20 protein-coding genes and 1 pseudogene are annotated in these 20,884 nt (G+C 32.9%); 19 read left to right on the forward strand and 2 right to left on the reverse strand.

Annotated features, from left to right (window positions below):
- Positions 1–31 precede the first annotated feature (31 nt).
- The 13 genes and pseudogenes from pyrH (at position 32) to GMA06_RS02225 (ending at position 12,910) form a co-directional block, all read left to right on the forward strand.
- The gene (gene pyrH, locus GMA06_RS02165; protein ID WP_163546043.1) at positions 32–754 is read left to right on the forward strand and encodes a UMP kinase; all 723 of its coding nucleotides are present in this window, start codon (positions 32–34) and stop codon (positions 752–754) included.
- Between the two features lie 11 nt (positions 755–765).
- Complete coding sequence (frr, locus tag GMA06_RS02170; protein ID WP_163546044.1) at positions 766–1,323, forward strand: ribosome recycling factor; 558 nt, start codon at positions 766–768, stop codon at positions 1,321–1,323.
- A 156-nt stretch (positions 1,324–1,479) separates the two neighbouring features.
- Positions 1,480–1,953 carry a ribosome maturation factor RimP gene (rimP, locus tag GMA06_RS02175; RefSeq protein ID WP_163546045.1) on the forward strand — a complete coding sequence of 158 codons (474 nt, stop codon included), beginning with the start codon at positions 1,480–1,482 and terminating at the stop codon, positions 1,951–1,953.
- 31 nt (positions 1,954–1,984) lie between these two features.
- A pseudogene (nusA, locus tag GMA06_RS02180) lies at positions 1,985–3,007 on the forward strand (transcription termination factor NusA); the annotation flags it as partial.
- 80 nt (positions 3,008–3,087) lie between these two features.
- Complete coding sequence (locus GMA06_RS02185; protein WP_163546047.1) at positions 3,088–3,384, forward strand: YlxR family protein; 297 nt, start codon at positions 3,088–3,090, stop codon at positions 3,382–3,384.
- Positions 3,374–3,679, forward strand: coding sequence for a ribosomal L7Ae/L30e/S12e/Gadd45 family protein (locus tag GMA06_RS02190; RefSeq protein ID WP_163561538.1), 306 nt, complete (start codon positions 3,374–3,376; stop codon positions 3,677–3,679). Before GMA06_RS02185 ends, GMA06_RS02190 begins: the two co-directional genes overlap by 11 nt.
- A gap of 20 nt (positions 3,680–3,699) precedes the next feature.
- Positions 3,700–6,084: a translation initiation factor IF-2 gene (gene infB / locus GMA06_RS02195; protein ID WP_163561539.1), complete on the forward strand. Its 2,385-nt coding sequence runs from the start codon at positions 3,700–3,702 to the stop codon at positions 6,082–6,084.
- Between the two features lie 50 nt (positions 6,085–6,134).
- Positions 6,135–6,485: a 30S ribosome-binding factor RbfA gene (rbfA, locus tag GMA06_RS02200; protein WP_163546050.1), complete on the forward strand. Its 351-nt coding sequence runs from the start codon at positions 6,135–6,137 to the stop codon at positions 6,483–6,485.
- A 4-nt stretch (positions 6,486–6,489) separates the two neighbouring features.
- A complete protein-coding gene (locus GMA06_RS02205; RefSeq protein ID WP_163561540.1) occupies positions 6,490–6,639 on the forward strand; it encodes a hypothetical protein in 150 nt (49 codons plus the stop codon).
- A 369-nt stretch (positions 6,640–7,008) separates the two neighbouring features.
- Entirely contained in the window at positions 7,009–7,158 is a 150-nt protein-coding gene (gene rpmG / locus GMA06_RS02210; protein WP_163546052.1) for a 50S ribosomal protein L33, read from the forward strand.
- 646 nt (positions 7,159–7,804) lie between these two features.
- Entirely contained in the window at positions 7,805–9,100 is a 1,296-nt protein-coding gene (locus GMA06_RS02215) for a radical SAM protein (RefSeq protein WP_163561541.1), read from the forward strand.
- A 303-nt stretch (positions 9,101–9,403) separates the two neighbouring features.
- Positions 9,404–10,978 carry an ABC transporter ATP-binding protein gene (locus GMA06_RS02220; protein WP_163561542.1) on the forward strand — a complete coding sequence of 525 codons (1,575 nt, stop codon included), beginning with the start codon at positions 9,404–9,406 and terminating at the stop codon, positions 10,976–10,978.
- 144 nt (positions 10,979–11,122) lie between these two features.
- A complete protein-coding gene (locus GMA06_RS02225) occupies positions 11,123–12,910 on the forward strand; it encodes an oligopeptide ABC transporter substrate-binding protein (protein ID WP_163561543.1) in 1,788 nt (595 codons plus the stop codon).
- Between the two features lie 307 nt (positions 12,911–13,217).
- On the opposite strand, the gene GMA06_RS02230 is transcribed toward GMA06_RS02225, so the two are convergent.
- On the reverse strand, positions 13,218–13,775 hold the full coding sequence (locus GMA06_RS02230; protein WP_163561544.1) for a TetR/AcrR family transcriptional regulator: 558 nt from the start codon (positions 13,773–13,775) through the stop codon (positions 13,218–13,220).
- 117 nt (positions 13,776–13,892) lie between these two features.
- Between GMA06_RS02230 and GMA06_RS02235 the strand changes: the two genes are divergently transcribed.
- Positions 13,893–14,873, forward strand: a complete 981-nt coding sequence (locus tag GMA06_RS02235; RefSeq protein ID WP_163546055.1) for a nitronate monooxygenase — start codon at positions 13,893–13,895, stop codon at positions 14,871–14,873.
- A 1-nt stretch (position 14,874) separates the two neighbouring features.
- Positions 14,875–16,206: an NtaA/DmoA family FMN-dependent monooxygenase gene (locus tag GMA06_RS02240; RefSeq protein ID WP_163561545.1), complete on the forward strand. Its 1,332-nt coding sequence runs from the start codon at positions 14,875–14,877 to the stop codon at positions 16,204–16,206.
- 104 nt (positions 16,207–16,310) lie between these two features.
- Here GMA06_RS02240 and GMA06_RS02245 read toward each other — a convergent pair whose 3' ends face one another.
- Positions 16,311–16,979 carry a YigZ family protein gene (locus tag GMA06_RS02245; protein ID WP_163561546.1) on the reverse strand — a complete coding sequence of 223 codons (669 nt, stop codon included), beginning with the start codon at positions 16,977–16,979 and terminating at the stop codon, positions 16,311–16,313.
- Positions 16,980–17,059: 80 nt separating this feature from the next.
- Between GMA06_RS02245 and trmL the strand changes: the two genes are divergently transcribed.
- The 4 genes from trmL to GMA06_RS02265 are packed head-to-tail and all read left to right on the forward strand — an operon-like array spanning position 17,060 to position 20,540.
- A complete protein-coding gene (gene trmL, locus GMA06_RS02250; RefSeq protein ID WP_163546058.1) occupies positions 17,060–17,578 on the forward strand; it encodes a tRNA (uridine(34)/cytosine(34)/5-carboxymethylaminomethyluridine(34)-2'-O)-methyltransferase TrmL in 519 nt (172 codons plus the stop codon).
- A gap of 2 nt (positions 17,579–17,580) precedes the next feature.
- Positions 17,581–18,429, forward strand: a complete 849-nt coding sequence (locus GMA06_RS02255) for a metallophosphoesterase (RefSeq protein WP_163546059.1) — start codon at positions 17,581–17,583, stop codon at positions 18,427–18,429.
- Between the two features lie 9 nt (positions 18,430–18,438).
- Positions 18,439–19,437 carry a Gfo/Idh/MocA family oxidoreductase gene (locus GMA06_RS02260; RefSeq protein ID WP_163546060.1) on the forward strand — a complete coding sequence of 333 codons (999 nt, stop codon included), beginning with the start codon at positions 18,439–18,441 and terminating at the stop codon, positions 19,435–19,437.
- Positions 19,438–19,439: 2 nt separating this feature from the next.
- Positions 19,440–20,540, forward strand: coding sequence for a DEAD/DEAH box helicase (locus tag GMA06_RS02265; RefSeq protein WP_163546061.1), 1,101 nt, complete (start codon positions 19,440–19,442; stop codon positions 20,538–20,540).
- Positions 20,541–20,884 lie beyond the last annotated feature (344 nt).

A 20,884-nucleotide genomic window follows, 5' to 3' on the forward strand; every position in this document is an offset into this window, starting at 1 on the left:
CTAAGAAAGATTATAATGGAGGATAGGTATAGTGGTACAGCCAGTGTATAAACGTGTTGTTTTAAAATTAAGTGGAGAAGCATTAGCAGGAAATACCGGATTTGGTATCAATCCAGCAACAATTAAAGAAATCGTTAAAGAAGTAAAAGAAATATACGAATTAGGTGTTGAGGTTTGTATTGTTGTTGGTGGCGGTAATATTTGGAGAGGAAATATCGGTTCTGAAATGGGTATGGAACGTGCACAAGCAGACTATATGGGCATGCTTGCTACCGTTATGAATGCTTTAGCATTACAAGATACATTAGAAAATATTGGTGTACCAACAAGAGTACAATCATCTATTGACATGAGACAAATTGCTGAACCTTATATTAGACGAAGAGCAGTACGTCACTTAGAGAAAAAACGTGTTGTAATTTTTGCAGGGGGTACAGGAAATCCGTATTTTTCAACAGACACAACCTCAGCATTAAGAGCAGCTGAAATTAATGCAGATGTTATTTTAATGGCAAAAAATAATGTCGATGGTGTGTATAATGCTGACCCACGTACACATGCAGATGCAACGAAATTTAATGAATTAACACATTTAGATGTTATCAATAAAGGATTGCAAGTCATGGATTCAACAGCAAGTTCTTTAAGTATGGATAATAATATTCCATTGATTGTGTTTAATTTAAATGAACCAGGAAATATTCGTCGTGTTGTATTAGGAGAAAGTATCGGTACTATCGTCAAAAATGCCTAGGAGGAAATTGTATGATACAAGAAATTTTACAAAAAACAAAAGAAAGAATGGAAAAAGCAGAAGCTGCATTACAACGTGAATTAGGTTCCATTCGTGCAGGGCGTGCAAATGCAAGTTTACTAGAACGTGTTTCTATTGAATATTACGGTGCATTAACACCATTAAACCAAATGGCACAAATTTCTGTACCAGAAGCACGTATGCTATTGATTACACCTTACGATAAATCAGTATTAAAAGAAATGGAACGTGCAATTTTACAAAGTGACATCGGTATTACACCTAGTAATGACGGAAATGTCATTCGTTTAGTGATTCCACCGCTAACAGAAGAACGTCGTAAAGAATTGGCTAAACAAGTGAAAAAAGAAGCAGAAAATAGTAAAGTGGCTATCCGTAATATTCGTCGTGATGCGATTGATGAATTGAAAAAAGCAGAGAAAGCAAAAGAAATTACAGAAGACGAATTACGTCAAAATGAGAAAAAAATACAAGATTTAACAGATCAAGCAACCAAAGAATTGGATCGTTTAGCTTCTGAAAAAGAAAAAGAATTATTAGATGTTTAATAAAATCTCTGATAAAACGGCTATTTCCTTGTATTTCTCTTGAAATAAATTCTTTAAAGTGTTATAATATAGAAAATAAGTCGTGGTGAAAGGAGTGAACGGAAACGTTCACTTCTTTTTGTAACATACACGGCAACATGTATTAAGGAGGAATGAATGAGTAAAGTAGTTGATTTAGTAAGTTCTCTTGTCCACGATATATTTACTGATACAGATTTTGAATTAGTAGACGTTGAATTTGTCAAAGAAGGAAAATCTTGGTTTTTAAGAGTATTTGCCGATAAACAAAATGGTATTGACATTGATGAATGTGCGTGGATTAGCGAGCAACTAAGCGATAAATTGGATGCTATTACACCAGATCCAATTCCTCAAGCATACTTTTTAGAAGTGTCTTCTCCTGGTGCAGAGCGTCCACTAAAAACAGAAGAAGATATTCAAAATGCAATAGGAAAATATATTCATGCATCTTTTTATCAAGCGATAAATGGGCAAAAATTTATAGAAGGTACTTTGAAAGAAGTATCTACTGATGTTTTAACCTTAGAGGTAAAAGATAAAACAAGGTTAAATACAGCTAATATCGAACGTAAAAATATTGCTAAATTACGATTAGCAATTCAATTTTAATGGATAGTCTAAATAGAGGAAGGATTATAAAATGAGCAAAGAGATGTTACGTGCTCTAACAATGTTAGAAGAAGAAAAAGGAATTTCAAAAGAAATTGTCATTGAAGCATTAGAATTAGCATTAGTATCTGCTTATAAAAGACATTATGGACAAGCACAAAATGTTGAAGTTGTGTTTGACCAAAAAAAAGGTAATATTCATGTGTATGCCGTGAAAGAAGTTGTTGATTATGTATTTGATTCAACATTAGAAGTCAGTTTAGAAGAAGCATTGACAATCAATAAAGCGTATGAATTAGGTGACAAAATTCGTTTTGAAGTTACACCAAAAGATTTTGGACGTATTGCTGCTCAAACAGCAAAACAAGTGATTATGCAACGTATTCGTGAAGCAGAACGTGACATTATTTATAATGAATTTATTCAATATGAATCGGATATTATGACGGGGATTGTTGAAAGACAAGATGCACGCTATATCTATGTTAATTTAGGTAAAATTGAAGCAGTTCTTTCAAAACAAGACCAAGTACCAAATGAAACGTATCATTCACATGATCGTATTAAAGTGTATGTTGTAAAAGTTGAAAACACAACAAAAGGACCACAAATTTTTGTAAGTCGCTCACATGCTGATTTAGTAAAACGTTTATTTGAACAAGAAGTACCAGAAATTTACGATGGCGTTGTTGAAATTGTTTCTGTAGCTCGTGAAGCGGGAGATCGCTCAAAAGTCGCTGTACGCTCTCGTGATAAACATATCGACCCAGTTGGTACTTGTGTAGGTCCAAAAGGACAACGTGTACAAACGATTGTGGATGAATTGGGCGGAGAAAATATGGATATTGTTGAGTGGAATGAAGATCCAGCTAAATTTATTGCGAATGCATTAAATCCAGCACAGGTTTCACAAGTCATTTTCAATGATGAACAAACAGCTTGTACAGTTGTTGTTCCTGATTCACAACTATCATTAGCTATCGGAAAACGTGGACAAAATGCACGTTTGGCAGCACGTTTAACGAATAAAAAAATTGATATTAAATCAGAATCAGCTTATCAAGAATTAACAACTCAACAATCAGATGTGTATTCACTAGAAAATTTAGCATTAGAAAATGAAGAGGAATAATCATGAAAAAAAGAAAAATACCAATGCGTAAATGTGTGGTTTCACAAGAGTTATTTCCAAAAAAAGAATTAACACGCATTGTACGACAACCAGATGGAACAGTTGCGATTGATCCAACTGGTCGTTTAAATGGGCGTGGTGCGTATATTTCTTTAAATCCAACATTAGTTGAAAAAGCAAAACAAACAAAAATTTTTGAAAAGCAATTAGAAGTCAAAATAGAAGATGCATTTTATGATGAACTTTACGCTTATTTAGACCATAAATTAGCAAGGAGCTTACTAGGCAATGTTAAATGATCAAAAGCAATTAAATTTGCTAGGGTTAGCCACAAGAGCTAGATTATTGGTAAGTGGTGAAGAAATCGTATTAGCAGAAGTGAAAAAAAAGCGTGCAACATTAGTTATTATCGCAACAGATGTCAGTGATAACACGAAGAAAAAAATCATAGATAAATGTCATTATTATAAAGTTCCTTACAAAGAACAATTCACAACGGCGTATATTAGTCATGCTATTGGAAAGAAACGCTCTATTTGTGCATTTATTGATGATGGCTTTGCGAATAGTTATCAAAAACTAGACATGTCATGAAAAAATAGAGGAGGTTCATAATGGGAAAAAAACGCGTATATGAATATGCCAAAGAACAAGGCTTATCAAGTAAAGAAATTATTGAAAAAGCTGCTAAATTAGGGATTAGCTATCAAAGTCACATGTCAACGATGAGTGATGAAGATATTGCGAAATTATCACAAAGTCAAAAACCAAAAGCTGTATCTAAAGATAAAAATCCACTATTTGTAGCAGATAAAAAGAAAGAGCAAAAAGGACCTCAAGGACAGCAAAAGCACTTTAAGAAAAATCATGCGGGAGAACACAAATCGGTGACAAATTCGACGCAACAAACAAATCAAAAACCAAATGGGCAACATAAACAACAAAAGCCATTTGTAAAAAAAGATAGAGAAGAAAATAAAAAAACTATGGTATCAAACACTCCAAAACAAGAAAACAAACAAACAACTTTTGTCAAAGATGACTTTAAAAAGAATAAACCACAACGTTTCGCTAAAGATACTCGTGATGAAAACGATGGAAGCTTTGGAAAGAAAAACAAAAAACAAGACAAACGTCAAAATAATCATTTTGATGACAATGCCTTTTCAAGAGGTGGAAAAAAACAACGTCATAAAAAAGCAGAAGTGAAAAAACCTGCTATGCCACAACGTAAATTTAAAGAATTACCTGAAGTATTGGTTTACACAGACGGTATGACCGTTGCTGAAATTTCTAAAAAAATCTATCGTGAACCTGCTGAAATTATCAAAAAACTATTTATGATGGGTGTTATGGCAACGTTAAATCAAGGTTTAAGTGCTGATGCCATTGAATTATTAGCGGCAGATTATGGTATCGAAGCGCAAGCAAAAGTTATTGTTGATAATACAGACTTAGATAGTTTCTTCGATGCAGAGATTGATGCTGCTACATTAACAGAACGTGCACCTGTTGTAACAATTATGGGACACGTTGACCATGGTAAAACAACATTATTAGACTATTTAAGAAATACAAAAGTATCATTATCTGAAGCCGGTGGTATTACGCAACATATTGGAGCGTATCAAGTAGATGTTCAAGGAAAAACAGTAACATTCTTAGATACACCAGGACATGCTGCGTTCTCAGCAATGCGTGCTCGTGGAGCAGATGTAACGGATATTACCATTATCGTTGTTGCAGCAGATGACGGTGTGATGCCACAAACAATAGAGGCAATCAACCATGCGAAAGCTGCTGATTTACCAATTATTGTTGCTGTAAATAAAATAGATAAACCAGATGCTAACCCAGGTCGTGTGATGCAAGAATTAAGTGAGCAAGGTGTTATTGCAGAAGCATGGGGTGGAGATGTGCCGTTTATTGAAATTTCTGCAAAATTCGGTCAAAATGTAGACGAATTATTGGAAATGATTTTGTTAGTTGCTGAAATGCAAGAATTGAAAGCTAGTCCAGACCGTTTAGCTTTAGGTTCGGTTATTGAAGCGCGTTTAGATCCAAGTCGAGGTGCTGTAGCAACATTATTGGTACAACATGGTACTTTAAATATTGGAGATCCTATTGTTGTTGGGAATACATTCGGGCGTGTGCGTACAATGGTAAATGATCATGGTAGACGTGTGAAACAAGCTATTCCATCAACACCAGTTGAAATTACTGGATTAAATGGTGCACCACAAGCCGGCGATAGATTTGTTGTTTTCCAAGATGAAAAAACAGCTCGTGCAGCAGGTGAACAACGTGCTAAAAATGCATTGGTTGAACAAAGAAATGCTCGTCAACATGTAACATTGGATAACTTATTTGCAAGTCTAAAAGAGGGCGAGTTAAAAGAAGTTAACGTCATTATCAAAGCAGACGTACAAGGTTCAGCAGAAGCGTTAGTATCAAGTTTACAAAAAATTGATGTTGAAGGTGTTCGTGTACGTATTGTCCATTCAGCAGTAGGGGCAATCAACGAAAGTGATATTACATTAGCAGCAGCAAGTAATGCAATTATCATTGGATTTAACGTTCGCCCTACACCACAAGCAAAAATACAAGCAGAAGACGAACAAGTAGACATTCGTTTACACCAAATCATTTATCGTGTTATTGAAGAAATTGAAACAGCGATGAAAGGTATGCTTGACCCAGAATATGAAGAACAAATTATTGGTCAAGTTGTTGTTCGTGAAACATATAAAGTATCTAAAGTCGGAACAATCGCTGGAGCTTATGTATTAGAAGGACGCATCGAACGTAACTGTAAAGTACGTGTTATTCGTGATAATATTGTTATCCATGACGGCGAATTGGCAAGTTTAAAACGATTTAAAGACGATGTAAAAGAAGTGAAACTTGGATACGAGTGTGGATTGATGTTAACTAACTTCAATGATATTCAAGTAGACGATGTTATTGAACCATATATCATGGTTGAAATTAAACGCTAATAAACACAAACTCACTTGCATGAGTTTGGTGAAAAGATGAGGAGGTATTTATGGCAAATCATCGTGTAGGACGTGTTAGTCAAGAAATTTTTAGAGAAGTAGCAGATATTTTACGCTTTAAAGTAAAAGACCCTCGTGTAGACGGCATTACCATAACAGATGTGCATGTCACAGGTGACTTACAACAAGCAACAATTTATTACAGTACTTTATCTACATTAGCAAGTGACAGACAAGCAGAACAAACAGGTTTAGACAAAGCGACTGGCTTAATACGCCGTGAATTAGGGCAACGTTTAAGTTTATACAAAACTCCAGAATTACAATTTAAACGTGACGAATCTGTCGATTACGGTAATCGCATTGATGCACTAATCCGTCAAGTCAACGAAAAACAATAGTTTAATGATAATAAATCGTGTTGGTGGGAATAATCCACCAACACGATTTATTATAGAACCTTTTTATATTGTTGAATTTGCTGTTCTATTTTCTATCAATAAGTTATCAAATAAAAAAACAAGAAAAGAACAATCACGAAAGTTTAAATATTAAAAATTTTTACGAAAAAATCTATGTATAAGAAAAAGGCAATCACAAAAATAAATAGTTATTTTAATCTTAAATTTTTCATTTATCTGCTCTAGTCTATCATTGATTTTTATAGAATCAACTTACTTAATTTAAATATATGTTGAGGATATGCCCGTTATATTACTAAACATAAATATTGTAAATTATTTTCTTTGAAAATAAATTGATAAGAGATAAATATAGTGTGTATTTGAAAAAATAAATTGTAAAAAATAATGATTTTTCTTTTAAATTTTTAAGTTATCACTAGTCATAATGCTTGAAAGATGCTATAATACTTTAGGTATGAAGTGGAAACTTCACTATTTTTGAACGTTTGGAGGGAAAAACATGCGCGTAAACATTACATTAGAATGTACAGAATCAGGAGAACGTAATTACATCACAACTAAAAACAAACGTAATAACCCAGAGCGTATCGAAGTGATGAAATATTGTCCAAAATTACGTAAAAGAACTTTGCACCGTGAGGTCAAATAGAGCTATTTATGTATAATAGATATTTTAAAAAGGCTGTTTAAACAGCTTTTTTTATTGTATAAAAAACTAAGCTAAAATAGATAAAATCTTAGAATTTTTAGTGATAAAATATCCCTTTTTATTGTTAAATAAACTTTTATAGAGCTACAGCACTATATAAACTAAAAGATAAAGTTACACATAAATGAAGTGGCGAATTAACATCTTTTTGATGATGTTAGATTTTATTTTTCAAGTGAGTACAAATTTTTCCAACTCTTACATGATATTGTGAATAAAAATATTCTGAAATAAAAAGCTAGAAATCAACGTTTTTAATCGTTGTATTTCTAGCTTTTTACTATTTTTCCTAATATCAAACATCAGTATTTTTCGTGTTTGTATATAAAAATTCTGATATATAAACCCGTATTTTTTATTTATTTAGAGGTATAAAAAACGTATTTTGATTTATTAGGAATTAAAAAAGAATTGACAAGGAATTAAAAATGGAGTAAAATTCTATGAAAAATAAAGGATAACTGAAAAACGTCAATTTATATTGTGAAATACTTAATAAGTTATGTAAAAATTGTATAAAATACGTGAATATAGCATATTTTTGTGTATTGATAATAAACAAAATAGTCTTTAGAAAGGAGTTAGTATGGAATTATCACCTTATATTTTGAGAAAAAAAGTAGAAAATGGTGAATTGTACTTTAATTCTAAAAATAATCATTCTTTTTTTATGACAAATGATTTATTAAAAAGAATAGATGAAAATAAGATAAAACAACAATTTAATCAATATTTAAAAATACATAATTATTTTAAAGATTCAGATGAGTTTGAAAATAGTATATTAAAAATTCGACAATATGAAGATAAAACACTTGAATTTACAATTTTAGTACATGGAGATTGTAATTTTAGATGTAAGTATTGTTATGAAAAGTTTGAAAACATCAGTATGAGCAAAGAAACTGAAAAAAGAATTTTGGAATTTGCTAAAGAAAGATTACTAGAAAAAAGAATAGAAAATTTTCATGTAGCATGGTTTGGAGGGGAACCATTATTAGGATTTAAAACAATAAAAAGATTATCTGTTGCCTTTAAATCCTTAAGTAATGAAATGAATGTAAAATATTCTGCAAGTATAACAACAAATGGATACTTATTAAATGAACGTATTTTTAATCAATTAGTTAAAGAGTACGATGTGCGTAGTTTTCAAATTACCATTGATGGCGAAGAAGAAAATCATAATTTTCAGAGAGCTTTAAAAAATGGTTCAGGTTCATATCAAAAAATTATGAAACATCTAAGAAAAATGGTTGATAGTCCATTATCTTTTTCTTGTGCTTGTAGATTTAATATTTCTCAAGAAAATATTCATTCTATTAAAAGATTTTTAGATGGTGATGGAAAAATTTTTAAAAATGATAAACGCTTTAAATTCTATTTTTATAATGTAGGGAATTGGGGGTGTGGAGATAGACCTAAAAACTATAAAGTAACACTAGCTCATAAAGATGCAAGTTTTGAATTGTCGAAATTAGCAATTAGTAAAGGATATAATGTTCCAATATCAAGGTCGGTGATAACTAATTTATTTAATTGTTATGCTAATAGACCTAATCATTATTCATTTAATGTAAAAGGAATTATTCAATCGTGTACAGTTGCTTTATATTCAAGACAAAATATTTTTGGAACGGTTCATGGTAAATTTAATGTTCAAAAATTTAACGAATGGCGATTAACTATAGATGATGAGTGTCAAAAGTGTCCTGTTGTTTTAATTTGTAAATCAGGATATTGTCCTCCTGCACATAGAGTAAATAAGAATACTAGATTATGTGAACAAATTAAAAGAAAAATTGATAAAAATCTAGAATTGTTTGTATTAAATAAAGAATATAATGATTATCTTGATGTTGAAAGGAAAGGAGTAAAATAAAATGATTATTATTGAAAATAATTTATCTACTGAAGAAGAGATAGTATTACGTGACCATCATGAATGTCAAGTAGGAGGGTAGAATAGTAAATAAAATAAATTAAGTTAATTGAACAATGAATTTTTTTGTAAGAGATAGTCATTATAAAATAAATAACATCCGTTTAAAATTTTATAAGGTCAATTAACGTATGTCTCAATCCTAGAAGTCACACATAAGGATTGAGACATTTTGTTATATTTGTTATTTTGGAAAAATTTTAAGTGTTTTGTGACTATTTTTAAACCATAATGGAGGTTAAAATGAAAATATGTAAATACATAGGTTGGCAGATTATCGTTGTCTTTCTTGTGGCAGTGAGTGTAAACAGTGGCATGATTCTGATGAGACCCTTATTGATGGAACGTTTGTTAAATATTAAAACGACAACATTGACAATGAATACAGTTTTAGAGTTTTTAGTTTATGGACTTATTCTATACACAATATTTTATAGTTCTACGCTTTTGGCTAATTTTGTTAGTAATCATCTACAACGACGTATACAAATTGTGATGAAAACAAAATTACTTAAATCTTTATTTTTACGAGATGAGTATATGTATGATGAGAAAGTATCCATTTTGACACAAGATATGGAAAACCTTTACGAACATTATTTTTTAAAACTTGATATGCTCATCGCAAGAATTTTTTCTTTAATCGTAACGGTTCTATTTATTTTATGCCAAGATATTCGAGTAGGACTTATGTTTATTAGTTTTTCAATTTTACGTCCAGTACCACATTGGTTAATGAATAAAAAAATACAAAGTAGTGGTGCACAGTATGCAGAAAAACAAAAAAATTTTCACTTAAAAGTTGGCGATTATTTTAAAGGTGTTAATACCATATTTTATAATGGTGCACAAAAAGAACAGCTAGATAGTATTTTGAAAAGTAATGAAATGTATGAGAATGCTAGATTAAAAGCTGATTGTACAACAAATCTGACGTTTTTTTTTACTGGCCCGATTGAATTTATTGGTCAAGTATTGCCGCTTGCGTTAGGATTATTTCTTCAAACAAAAGGTGTAAATATTACATCAGCAAGCCTGGTTTCGATGTATATTGCTACAATGAGCTTGAATGGTCCAATTCAGACAATGCTGTACGGTATCTCTGATATTCAACGTTCAAAAGTTGTCCGTGATAAAATATTTTCTCTTTTGGAAACAGAAAATAAAGAATATACATATTCGGTAGTGAAGAATCTTCAGGAATTATGTGTAGTAGATTTAGAAAAGCAACAAGACAATCGTGTCTTATTTAAAGATGTTTCATTCACACTCAAAAAAACAGAGAAAATGCTTATTAAAGGATCGAGTGGGTCTGGTAAAACAACTTTGTTAAATATGATAGCTTCTAAAGAATCTGTCGAAAATGCACAAGTATTTGTTCGTGATACCAAGGGAAATGTTTATACTGATTATCTTGGAAATGTGGCCTATTTATCACAACAGCCATTTTTTATGAACGCTTCTATTGAGGATAATTTAACACTCGGACAACATATATCTAAAGAAAAAATGCTCTATTTCTTAAAAATAGTCGGATTAACTGAAGAGATTCCTGATATTTTAGAGTATCAACTAAGGGATAATGGAAATAATCTTTCAGGAGGGCAGAAACTTCGTTTAGAATTAGTTCGTTTTTTGATTAGAGATAAAGATATCGTATTGGCTGATGAAATAACAGCAGCACTAGATAGAAAAAATGCAAAAAAAGTACGTCATATTTTATATAAATTACCGATTATTTTAATTGAGGTAGCACACCATATTGAAGATGATACTGTATATAAAGAAATATTAGATTTAGATAAGGGAAACAAATGATATTAAATATTTATTAAAATGGAGTTTGTGAGATTTTATCACAAGGATTGTCAGATGGAAGTTGTTTTTAAGTTAAATAAAAATTAGAATACACTTAAAATAACTATTCGGTTATCTTTAATTTTGAGTAAGGGAGAAAATAATATGAACAAAAAAGTAAAATGGTTTTTAGGAGCTTCATCAGTATTATTACTGGCAGCTTGTGGTAACAATACGGCTAAACAAGAAGAGGAAGTCAAAAAAGGAGATATTACACAAAGTAAATTCCCTATTAAAATTGATCATGAAGGAACAGCTATTAGCGGAGGTATTTTAAAATATGCCATTGTTTCGGATAGTCCTATTGAAGGTGTTTTAAATGCAAACTATTGGTTAGGGGCTCCAGATGGAGAAGTTGTAGATTTCTTTGATGAATCTTTATTCGGTAGTGATTCAGATTTACATTTCACAGAAAGAATTGGTAAATTAACATTAGATAAAGAGAAAAAAGAAGTGACAGTAACCATTAAAAAAGATGTTAAATGGTCTGATGGACATCCATTAACGATTGATGATTATATTTATTCTTTTGAAGTCATTGGGCATAAAGATTACACAGGTGCTCGTTACGGCGACGATTTTTCAAATATTATCGGTATGGAAGAGTACCACAAAGGTGAAACTGATAAAATTTCAGGTATTAAAAAAGTTGATGACTATACTGTGACATTTAAAGTAAAAGAACTTTCACCGTCTATCATTCAATCAGGAGGCTTTTGGTCTAGTGCAATGCCGAAACATATTTTCAGTAATATTCCTATAAAAGACCAAGCTGCATCTGATGCCGTTCGTGTAAATCCAGTTGGTTTAGGAGCATTTCGTGTTACAAAAGTCGTTTCTGGAGAATCTGTTACACTAGAAGCTAATCCGTACTACTGGCAAGGCAAACCAAAAATTGAAGGTGTTGTTATGGAAGTTGTTAACACAACAAATGCTTCAGATGAGTTTGCTAAAGGAAATTATGACATCATGAGTGTCCCAACAAGTACATCTATCTATGACTCATTCAAAGAATTAGACAATGCAACGATTATTGGTAAATGGGAAAATACTGTCAATTATGTTGCGTTTAAATTAGGTAAATGGGATAAAGAAGCTGAGAAAATTGTGACAAACCCAGAAGCAAAAGCAAAAGACAAAGTATTACGTCAAGCAATGGGTTATGCATTGAACAGCGATGCAATTGCGTCACAATTCTATGGTGATTTACGTGCCAGAGCGAATACGTTGATTACACCAACATTTAGTAATTTACACTCAAACATTCAAAAAGGATATCCGTATGATGTTGAAAAAGCGAAAAAATTATTAGACGATGCTGGCTATAAAGATAAAGACGGTGACGGATTCCGTGAAACACCAAAAGGTGAAAAATTAGAACTTAAATTTGCATCTATGTCAGGTGGCGACGGTGAAGCGATCGCACAAGCAATGATTAAAGATTGGGAAACAATCGGTGTAAAAGTTAGCTTGGTAGGCGGTAGAACCATTGAATTTAATACATTCTACAAAAAAATTCAAGAGGACGATCCAGAAGTCGACATCTTCTCAGGTGCTTGGGGCTTAGGTGGAGATCCAAACCAAAATGGACTATGGGGAGATAGCTCAACAAACTATGCACGTTTTGTATCAGAAGAACAAAATAAAATTTTAAAAAGAATGAGTTCAAATGAAGCGTTTGATCCAGAAAAACAAAAAGAAATTTTTGAAGAATGGCAAAAATATTCAAATGATCAAGCATACGCTATTCCATTCTTATATAGAACAGGATTACTTGCTGTTAACAAACGCGTTAAAAACTGGGATATTACGATAGATACTTCACTCAATACAGTGACAAACTTACACAAAGTTGAATTGTTAAATAGTGCACCAGTTGCTTCTAAAAAATAATAATGGGTTTAGACATATTATGATAAACTAAAAATAATATGAGAAACCAAAATGTGTCATTTGATAACTCCCTTAATTTTAGGTTTAGCCAACCTGCATGAATTTATCAAATAAACATTTATAGAGCGATGACAAATCGCTCTTTTTTGTTATGCTTCTTTAAGTCCAGTGACACTCCGTTAGGTGCAAAACAAATAAACTACCTATTATTAGGATGAGAAACGATTATTAATTGAAAGGGGCTAATACTATTTTTGATAATCCAACGGTAGACGAAGATAAATGATATTTTGATAGAAATTTTAGCCTATCTATTAGGTAGATTTAATTGTCCCAATAGTAAAAATAATTGGTCTTGTGCTTCTTCAAGTGTATCACTTGTTTCGAGTAACCAATAATTCACAAAAGCGACTATACCACCTGCAAAAACATGAATGTAATATAAATTGGGTAAACCATTGAGTTGAATTGTACTTAGACACATAGCAGAGATAAGCATTTCTTTAAAAGCAGCTGAAAAAACAGCTGGCTGATTAGATAATAATTGATAAATAATAAAACGATTCTGATGAACAGCAAAGAGAATATTATCAAGAAATAAACGACGTTCAACGTCCGTTATTGACGTCATATCTTTGACAAGAGGTCTACATGCTTTTTCGATAGAAATAAGAATGTGTTGTAATAAACTATCGTAAAGATGTTCTTTCGTTTCATAGTGTTGATAAAAAGCGTTTCGAGAGATTTGTGCTAATTCACATATTTCTTTAACAGAAATTTTAGCCATATCTTTTTGTTGTAGTAATTCAAAAAAAGCTTTTTGAATGGCTTTTTCTGTTTTTTCAAATCGTAAATCTTGTTTCAAAATGACACTTCCTTTCTATTTGTCACATAAGTGACAATTTCACTAAATATGTAAATTGACCAATTTAAATGACATCTGTAATATAGTGACTATAACATAAAGAAAGGGTAAAGACAAATGACAAATCGTATTACAGAAATTTTAGGAATTGAAAAACCAATTATTCAAGGGCCATTAGCTTGGTTAACAAATGGTCGATATGCAGGTGCTGTTAGTGCAGCAGGAGGATTAGGCGTTCTAGGAATTAGTGCTGGACAAACAGTCGCAGCGACAACCGTAGAAGAAACAGTTGAAAATATGCGTCGTGAAATACGAATTGCTCGTCAAATAACAAATAAACCTTTAGGGTTAAATGTCGCACCAGGCCATCCAATGACAGATATTTTTACACAACCTATGTTAGATTTAATGGTTGAAGAAGGTGTGAGTGTTGCTGTTATGGTTGGAGATTTCTCAGCTGAATGGACGAAGAGATTTCATGATAAAGGTATTAAAGTTGTGTTTCGTGCTGCCACACCAACCGTTGAAAACACGGAAGAAGCTATTCAAGGTGGAGCAGATATAATTGTAGCAACTGGATTTGATGAAGGTGGAACAGTTCCCGAGAAAGTGATTGGTACTTTCTCTATTGTCCCGATGATTGTGGATGCAGCAAAAGGGCGTGTACCTGTTATGGCTGCGGGTGGTATTGCAGACGCTCGTACAGCACGAGCAGCCTTTGCTTTAGGAGCAGAAGGTTTATTTGTCGGAACAGCTTTCATGATGTCTGAAGAGTCAATTTTAGCATCAAATATAAAAGAATTAGCTTTAAAATCAAATGCTTCTGATTTGTTATTATATAGAACAGTACCTGCTTATTATCGTTCCCTACCAGGAGATATTCCAAATAAACTGTTGGAAATGAGCCAAGCAGGTGCCAGTGAAGAAGATATTTTTGAAGTGCAAAGAGGCTATAATGGTATGAGAGATGGCATGCTCTTTGGTGATCTTAGCAAAGGATTTGCATCATTTGGTTTAGGTATTTCCATGATTGATAAGATTGAACCCGTAGCGGTCATTATGGATAAACTGATGTCTGGGATTGAGGAGTTATTATAATATGAAGAAAAAACAAATGAAAATTGTGCTTCAAATGGCATCAGGTTATGGCGGAGAATTTAAAACATGGCGATTACCCGAAGCAAAAGCAGATGCTTATACAGATATGGATTTCTATGTTGAAATGGCACAGTTAGCTGAAAAAGGAAAAATTCATGCTTTATTTATGGCAGATACTCCTGCTTTAGTCAATGATTTAACAGAAGATACACCTATGCATTCTATGGATCCATTGATTGCAATGACTTCTGTTGCACGTGCAACAAATCATATTGGTTTAGTTGGTACATTTTCAACAACTTTTAATGAACCGTATAATTTAGCGCGTCATTTAAAAGCACTTGATGTCATCAGCCACGGTCGTGTTGGCTGGAATGCTGTCACGACTACAACTCAAGCGACAGCAGCTAATTTTGGTACGCATGTCAAAGTAAGTCAAGAACGTTATGAACGTGCTCATGAGATGATTGAAGCGATTCAAAGTCTATGGGGATCTTGGGGAGAAAAAGCCTATCTACACAATAAAGAAACAGGTCAATTTGCAGATATGTCAAAAATAAATCCAATTGAGTATACTGGAAATTACGTTCAAACGAGAGGACCTCTACCAATTCCTCCGTCAGAACAAGGGCAACCTCCAATTTTTCAAGCGGGATCTAGTCCAGAAGGTGTTCGCTTAGCAGGACGATTTGCTTCTGGTGTTTACGCCAATCCTTTTACAATAGAAGAAGCACGTGAATACCGCAATATGCTTCGCCAAAGTGCTGTAAATCATGGACGATCTGCAGATGATATAAATGTCTTTACAGGGTTTATGTTTACTATTGCAGATAGTAAAGAAGAAGCATTGGCACGTCGTAGAAAAGTAATGGCATTTGATCCACAAGAAACATCACAACGTTTAGATTATTTATCAGCTATGGTAGGTATTAACTTAAAAAGTTTTGATGTTGAAAAACCATTACCAGAAAATGTTCAACAAATGTTACAACCACATTGGCAAGATCCACGTTCTCCTAGAGCTGTGACATTGCTGCAAGAAGGTTACTCGCCTTTAGATACTTTAGCTATGGGTGTAATTAACTATCATCCAGTTGTTGTTGGAACAGCAAAAGATGTTGCCGATTTTCTTCAAGAGTGGTTTGAATCAGGTGCGACAGACGGATTTTCAATTGTTCCCGACTTAGCACATGACGGTGTGCGAGCTTTTGTAGAGCAAGTAGTACCCATTTTACAAGAACGTGGTATTTTCCACGAAGATTACGAAGGAACAACCTTGCGTGAAAATTTAGGTGTTCCTTATCAATATGGTATATTAACAGAGAAAATGTAATATAAAATAAGTGATTTAAAAACAGGAATTGTATTAAAAGTTCTTGAATCGTAAAATGCTTGACCTCAACAACTTAAAAATGTTGAGGTCAAGTGTTTTTGCCATTATTCAAAGTGCTCGTCAGATAAATGCAATGTTTCTTTTTCTAAAGGTAAATCAATATACGCTTCTTCTTCGATAACAAATGCTAAACTACCATTAAATTGTTGCGTAATATCTTGCTCAAAATCTGATAGCAGACGAGATAGAATGCCACATGTATACGTAATATCGCTAGCATAATCCGTATGTAGCAAACGATATGGAGAATGACTTAAAAAATAATCAAACTTACCACTGAGTGTGTAAGGAACACGAATCGTAACAATAAATTGTTTTGTATGCATCATAATACCTACGTGATTCAAAGCATTTGAAACAGCTGAACTATACGCACGAATCAAGCCTCCTGCACCTAGTTTGACACCACCGAAATATCTAGTTACGACAGCTACGACATTATGCAAATCATTTTTTTTGAGTACCTCTAGCATTGGTACACCTGCTGTACCACTAGGTTCTCCGTCATCATGTGCTCTTTGAATATGGTCATGCTCACCAATTAAAAAAGCTGAACAGTTATGCGTTGCTTTTTTATGTTCTTTTTTCTTTTCTTGAATAAAAGCAAGTGCTTCTTCCTCGGTATCTATTTTTTTTAATGCACAAATAAAACGTGATGCCCTAATAATAAGTTCTGCTTCCCCATCTTTTGCAATTTGTTTATATTCTTCCATAGTTTCTCCATGTAATTTTTGATACTTTCTTTAAAATTAAGTATAATGAAAATAATAAAGTTACGCAATAGGAGAATATTATGACGAATCACATTGTTCTTTTTGAACCCCAAATCCCAGCAAATACAGGAAATATTGCACGTACATGTGCTGCAACAAACACGCATTTACATTTAATCGAACCTTTAGGATTTTCAACGGACGACAAACAGTTAAAACGAGCAGGATTAGATTACTGGCATGATGTGACTATTTCTTACTATAAAAATTTAGATGAATTTTTGGATTTTGTTGGAAACAAGCCTCTATATTTAGTGACGAAGTTTGCCAAACACATTTATAGCGACATTACTTATCAAGCAGAACAAGATTATTTCTTTGTTTTCGGAAAAGAAACAACGGGGCTACCAGAAAGTTTTATGCAATCCTTTAAAGAACAATGTATTCGTGTCCCAATGAATGATGAGCATGTACGCTCCCTAAATTTATCCAATACGGCAGCTTTAGTCATTTATGAAGTCTTACGTCAACAAGGCTTTCCGCATTTAGAATTAACACATACATACGACACAGAAAAAGCAGAACACTTGGGGTGGTAAAAATGAAGAAAAAATGGGTAGGTATTGCTTCCGTACTAATGGGCAGCGCTGTTGTTTACTGGCAAAATAGAAAAGTTGTAAAAACAACTTATGAATTACCTATATTTGACTTGCCTAAAGAATTAGAAGAGTTTACAATTATCCAATTATCTGATATTCATTTTCCAAATGAATTGTTAGATACAAATCATTTAACAAAACAAATTGCTCAACAAAAACCAGACATAATTATTATAACAGGTAACTTGGTAACAGCTAAAGGCAATTATGATAGAAAAGAAATGACTTATTTCATACAAGGTCTTGTCAATATTGCACCGACGTATGTGGTGTCGGGTTATCATGAATACAAGATGAAACATCTTGACAAATTAAGAGAGGACATTGCTGAAGCAGGCGGGATTTATTTGGAAAATGACACCATTTGGCACCGTCATAAAAAATCCGGTGTACTTATTATGGGACTAGACGAAAAAACAGCACAACAAACAAAGGACAGTTTGTATTTAAGACGTATCCATGTTCCTGAAGAACATAGTTATGATGTGAAAATTTTATTGGCACATCATCCAGAATGGTTTTTATTTTACCATACCGAAGAAGAAAAATTGCCTGACGTTACATTTTCGGGGTATGCAAAAGGTGGACACGTTCGACTTCCAGTAATTGGAGGCTTATTTTCAAATAATCAAGGTGTATTACCAAACTATACAGAGGGTGTATATGCCCACCCGATTTTACCAGATAAATTACTAGTTATTAGTCGAGGGATTGGCACCTCTAAAAAAATACCACTTAGAGTAAATAATAAACCAGAAATGGTTGTTGCAAAATTGATAGCTAAAAATTAGGAGGAAACAATGATTAAAATTGGTGTTATAGGAACCAGTGCTATCACAAAAGAGAGTATGCTTTCTGCGTTAAGCACAAAATTGTACAAGCTCCAAGTTGTATATAGCCGAAAACTAGAAAGTGCTCAACGTTTTGGAGAACAGTTTGGTGTGACAGAGTATGAAACGGACTTAGAATGCTTTGTTAATCGAGAAGATATAGATTTAGTATATATTGCCTCACCAAATGCCAGCCATTTTTCTCAAGTGTGTACAGCTTTAAAAGCAAGAAAGCACGTTGTTGTTGAAAAACCAGCATTTGTAACAGCAAAACAGTGGGATACTGCCTTACAATTAGCAAAAGAAAATAATACCTATTTATTTGAAGCGATACGTACAGCTTATGAACCTAATTTTAACATTGTGACAAAAACAATTAAAAATTTTGAAAAAATTGACGGAGCAATCTTGAATTTTTGTCAATTTTCATCACGTATTGAAGATGTCTATCATGGCATTGAACATAATATTTTTTCTAAAGAACATGCCGGTGGTGCTATCATGGATTTAGGTGTGTACCTTTTACACGCTGCGCTTAGCTGGTTTGGTGAACCAACAGATATTGATTACGATGCACAACTTCTTTGGACAGGTGTAGACGGTCAAGGTGTTATTCGTTTAACATATCCAACATTTTCTGTTTATGGACATATCAGCAAACAAGTACAGTCCTATGTAGCAAGTGAAATATATACAAAAGAAATGACATTATCCATACAATCCATTGACAGAATAACCGATATTACGCTGATTAACAAAAAAACAAACGAAAAACAAATTCTTTCTGTACCAGCACATCCAGATAGAATGATAGCTGAATGGCAAGCGTTTTTTGATATATTACAAGGTAAAGATCAAGAATTTTATCAAGAGCGTCTGCAAATAGGTAGAAAAGTAACAGAAATAACAGAGCAACTAAGAAGACAAGTAGGTATTCTGTTTAAAGAAGATGACGAAGAAAGAGGATAAACATGACAACTCAATTACCAATGATTGTACAAAATAAAATGGAACAGCATCATTTTGAACGATTGACACCTATTCAAGAAAAATGTTTTGAAACAATCAAAAACGGAGAAGATATTGTAGCGGTTTCACCTACTGGAACAGGGAAAACATTGGCTTATATTTTGCCGTTTTTAGATAAACTAGAAAAAAATGAAACATTACAACTTCTTGTGCTGGCACCGTCACAAGAACTAGCGCAACAAATAGGCTCTGTGTGCCGTGAGTGGCTAGATGTTACGGTACAAGTTATTACAGGTGGCGCAAATGTAAAAAGACAGATAGAACAGTTGAAAAAAAAGCCAGAAGTAATTGTCGGGACGCCAGGTCGATTGCATGAATTGATGAGCCAAACAAAAAAAATAAAATGCCACCAACTTAAAAGTATTGTCTTAGATGAAGCAGACTATCTCTTAAAAGAGGAACATTTACATACAGTCAGAGATATTGTTAAACGTGCACCGTCACAAAGACAGTTACTGTTTTTTTCAGCAACATCAAACGACACGTTAGAACATATCTCAAAATGGTTTAATACACAAGCCAACTTTATCAATGTTGCACATCAAACATCAAATGTAACGCATGGGTTCATACGTGTTGAAGAAAGAAAAAGAAGTGATATATTACGTAAATTAGCCTATGTAAATAAGATGCGAGGATTGGTTTTCGTACAAAATGTTGGAAGTTTAGCTTTACTTTACGAAAAAATGATGTTTGAAAATATAAAAGTTGGTGTATTACACAGTGACACACATCACATAGAACGTAAAAAAATGTTAGATGCATTTAAAGAAGGAAACGTAACATTTTTATTAACAACAGATGTTGCCTCTCGTGGATTGGATATTACCGATTTACCTTATGTCATTCAATACGACCTGCCAAGAGAAAAGGATATTTACTTACATCGTGCCGGTAGAACAGGACGCATGGGAAAATCCGGCTGTGTCATCAGTTTTGTATCTACGAAACAAGAAATAGAGTATAAAAAAATAGTACCTAAAAATACAGATATTAAAGAATATATTGTCAAAGACAGTATTTTACAAGAAAAACACAAATGATTTTTTCGTTTGTGTTTTCTCTTATAAAGAAAATAAACTGAAAAAAAATAAGTTTTTATGAAAGCCATAAAAGTCATGACACGCCAAAAACGTTGATCTGACGGGGGAAATAAAAAAGTTTGAAAAAAAAGAAAAAAAGTTTGAAAAAGGTGTTGACAAAAAAAAGGTGTGTTGGTATGATGTATAAGTCGTCGCAAGGGACGACAAAACGACTGGAAACAGTCGACACAGCCCTTTGAAAACTAAACAAAGACAAACCAAATGTGTAGGGACAACATCCAATGGATGTGTCAAAACAAAAACAATAAATCTGGATGGAAACATCCAAAGATAAGTCAGCAAAA

The organism is Granulicatella sp. zg-84, from assembly GCF_010892375.1.
Classification (GTDB): Bacteria; Bacillota; Bacilli; order Lactobacillales; family Aerococcaceae; genus WM01.

Bases quoted from the DNA above. Each gene is read 5' to 3' on its own strand.
- frr (WP_163546044.1), top strand. From the start codon at position 766: ATGATACAAGAAATTTTACAAAAAACAAAAGAAAGAATGGAAAAAGCA.
- rimP (WP_163546045.1), top strand. From the start codon at position 1,480: ATGAGTAAAGTAGTTGATTTAGTAAGTTCTCTTGTCCACGATATATTT.
- GMA06_RS02185 (WP_163546047.1), top strand. From the start codon at position 3,088: ATGAAAAAAAGAAAAATACCAATGCGTAAATGTGTGGTTTCACAAGAG.
- GMA06_RS02190 (WP_163561538.1), top strand. From the start codon at position 3,374: ATGTTAAATGATCAAAAGCAATTAAATTTGCTAGGGTTAGCCACAAGA.
- infB (WP_163561539.1), top strand. From the start codon at position 3,700: ATGGGAAAAAAACGCGTATATGAATATGCCAAAGAACAAGGCTTATCA.
- rbfA (WP_163546050.1), top strand. From the start codon at position 6,135: ATGGCAAATCATCGTGTAGGACGTGTTAGTCAAGAAATTTTTAGAGAA.
- GMA06_RS02205 (WP_163561540.1), top strand. From the start codon at position 6,490: ATGATAATAAATCGTGTTGGTGGGAATAATCCACCAACACGATTTATT.
- rpmG (WP_163546052.1), top strand. From the start codon at position 7,009: ATGCGCGTAAACATTACATTAGAATGTACAGAATCAGGAGAACGTAAT.
- GMA06_RS02215 (WP_163561541.1), top strand. From the start codon at position 7,805: ATGGAATTATCACCTTATATTTTGAGAAAAAAAGTAGAAAATGGTGAA.
- GMA06_RS02220 (WP_163561542.1), top strand. From the start codon at position 9,404: ATGAAAATATGTAAATACATAGGTTGGCAGATTATCGTTGTCTTTCTT.
- GMA06_RS02225 (WP_163561543.1), top strand. From the start codon at position 11,123: ATGAACAAAAAAGTAAAATGGTTTTTAGGAGCTTCATCAGTATTATTA.
- GMA06_RS02235 (WP_163546055.1), top strand. From the start codon at position 13,893: ATGACAAATCGTATTACAGAAATTTTAGGAATTGAAAAACCAATTATT.
- GMA06_RS02240 (WP_163561545.1), top strand. From the start codon at position 14,875: ATGAAGAAAAAACAAATGAAAATTGTGCTTCAAATGGCATCAGGTTAT.
- GMA06_RS02245 (WP_163561546.1), bottom strand. From the start codon at position 16,979: ATGGAAGAATATAAACAAATTGCAAAAGATGGGGAAGCAGAACTTATT.
- trmL (WP_163546058.1), top strand. From the start codon at position 17,060: ATGACGAATCACATTGTTCTTTTTGAACCCCAAATCCCAGCAAATACA.
- GMA06_RS02255 (WP_163546059.1), top strand. From the start codon at position 17,581: ATGAAGAAAAAATGGGTAGGTATTGCTTCCGTACTAATGGGCAGCGCT.
- GMA06_RS02260 (WP_163546060.1), top strand. From the start codon at position 18,439: ATGATTAAAATTGGTGTTATAGGAACCAGTGCTATCACAAAAGAGAGT.
- GMA06_RS02265 (WP_163546061.1), top strand. From the start codon at position 19,440: ATGACAACTCAATTACCAATGATTGTACAAAATAAAATGGAACAGCAT.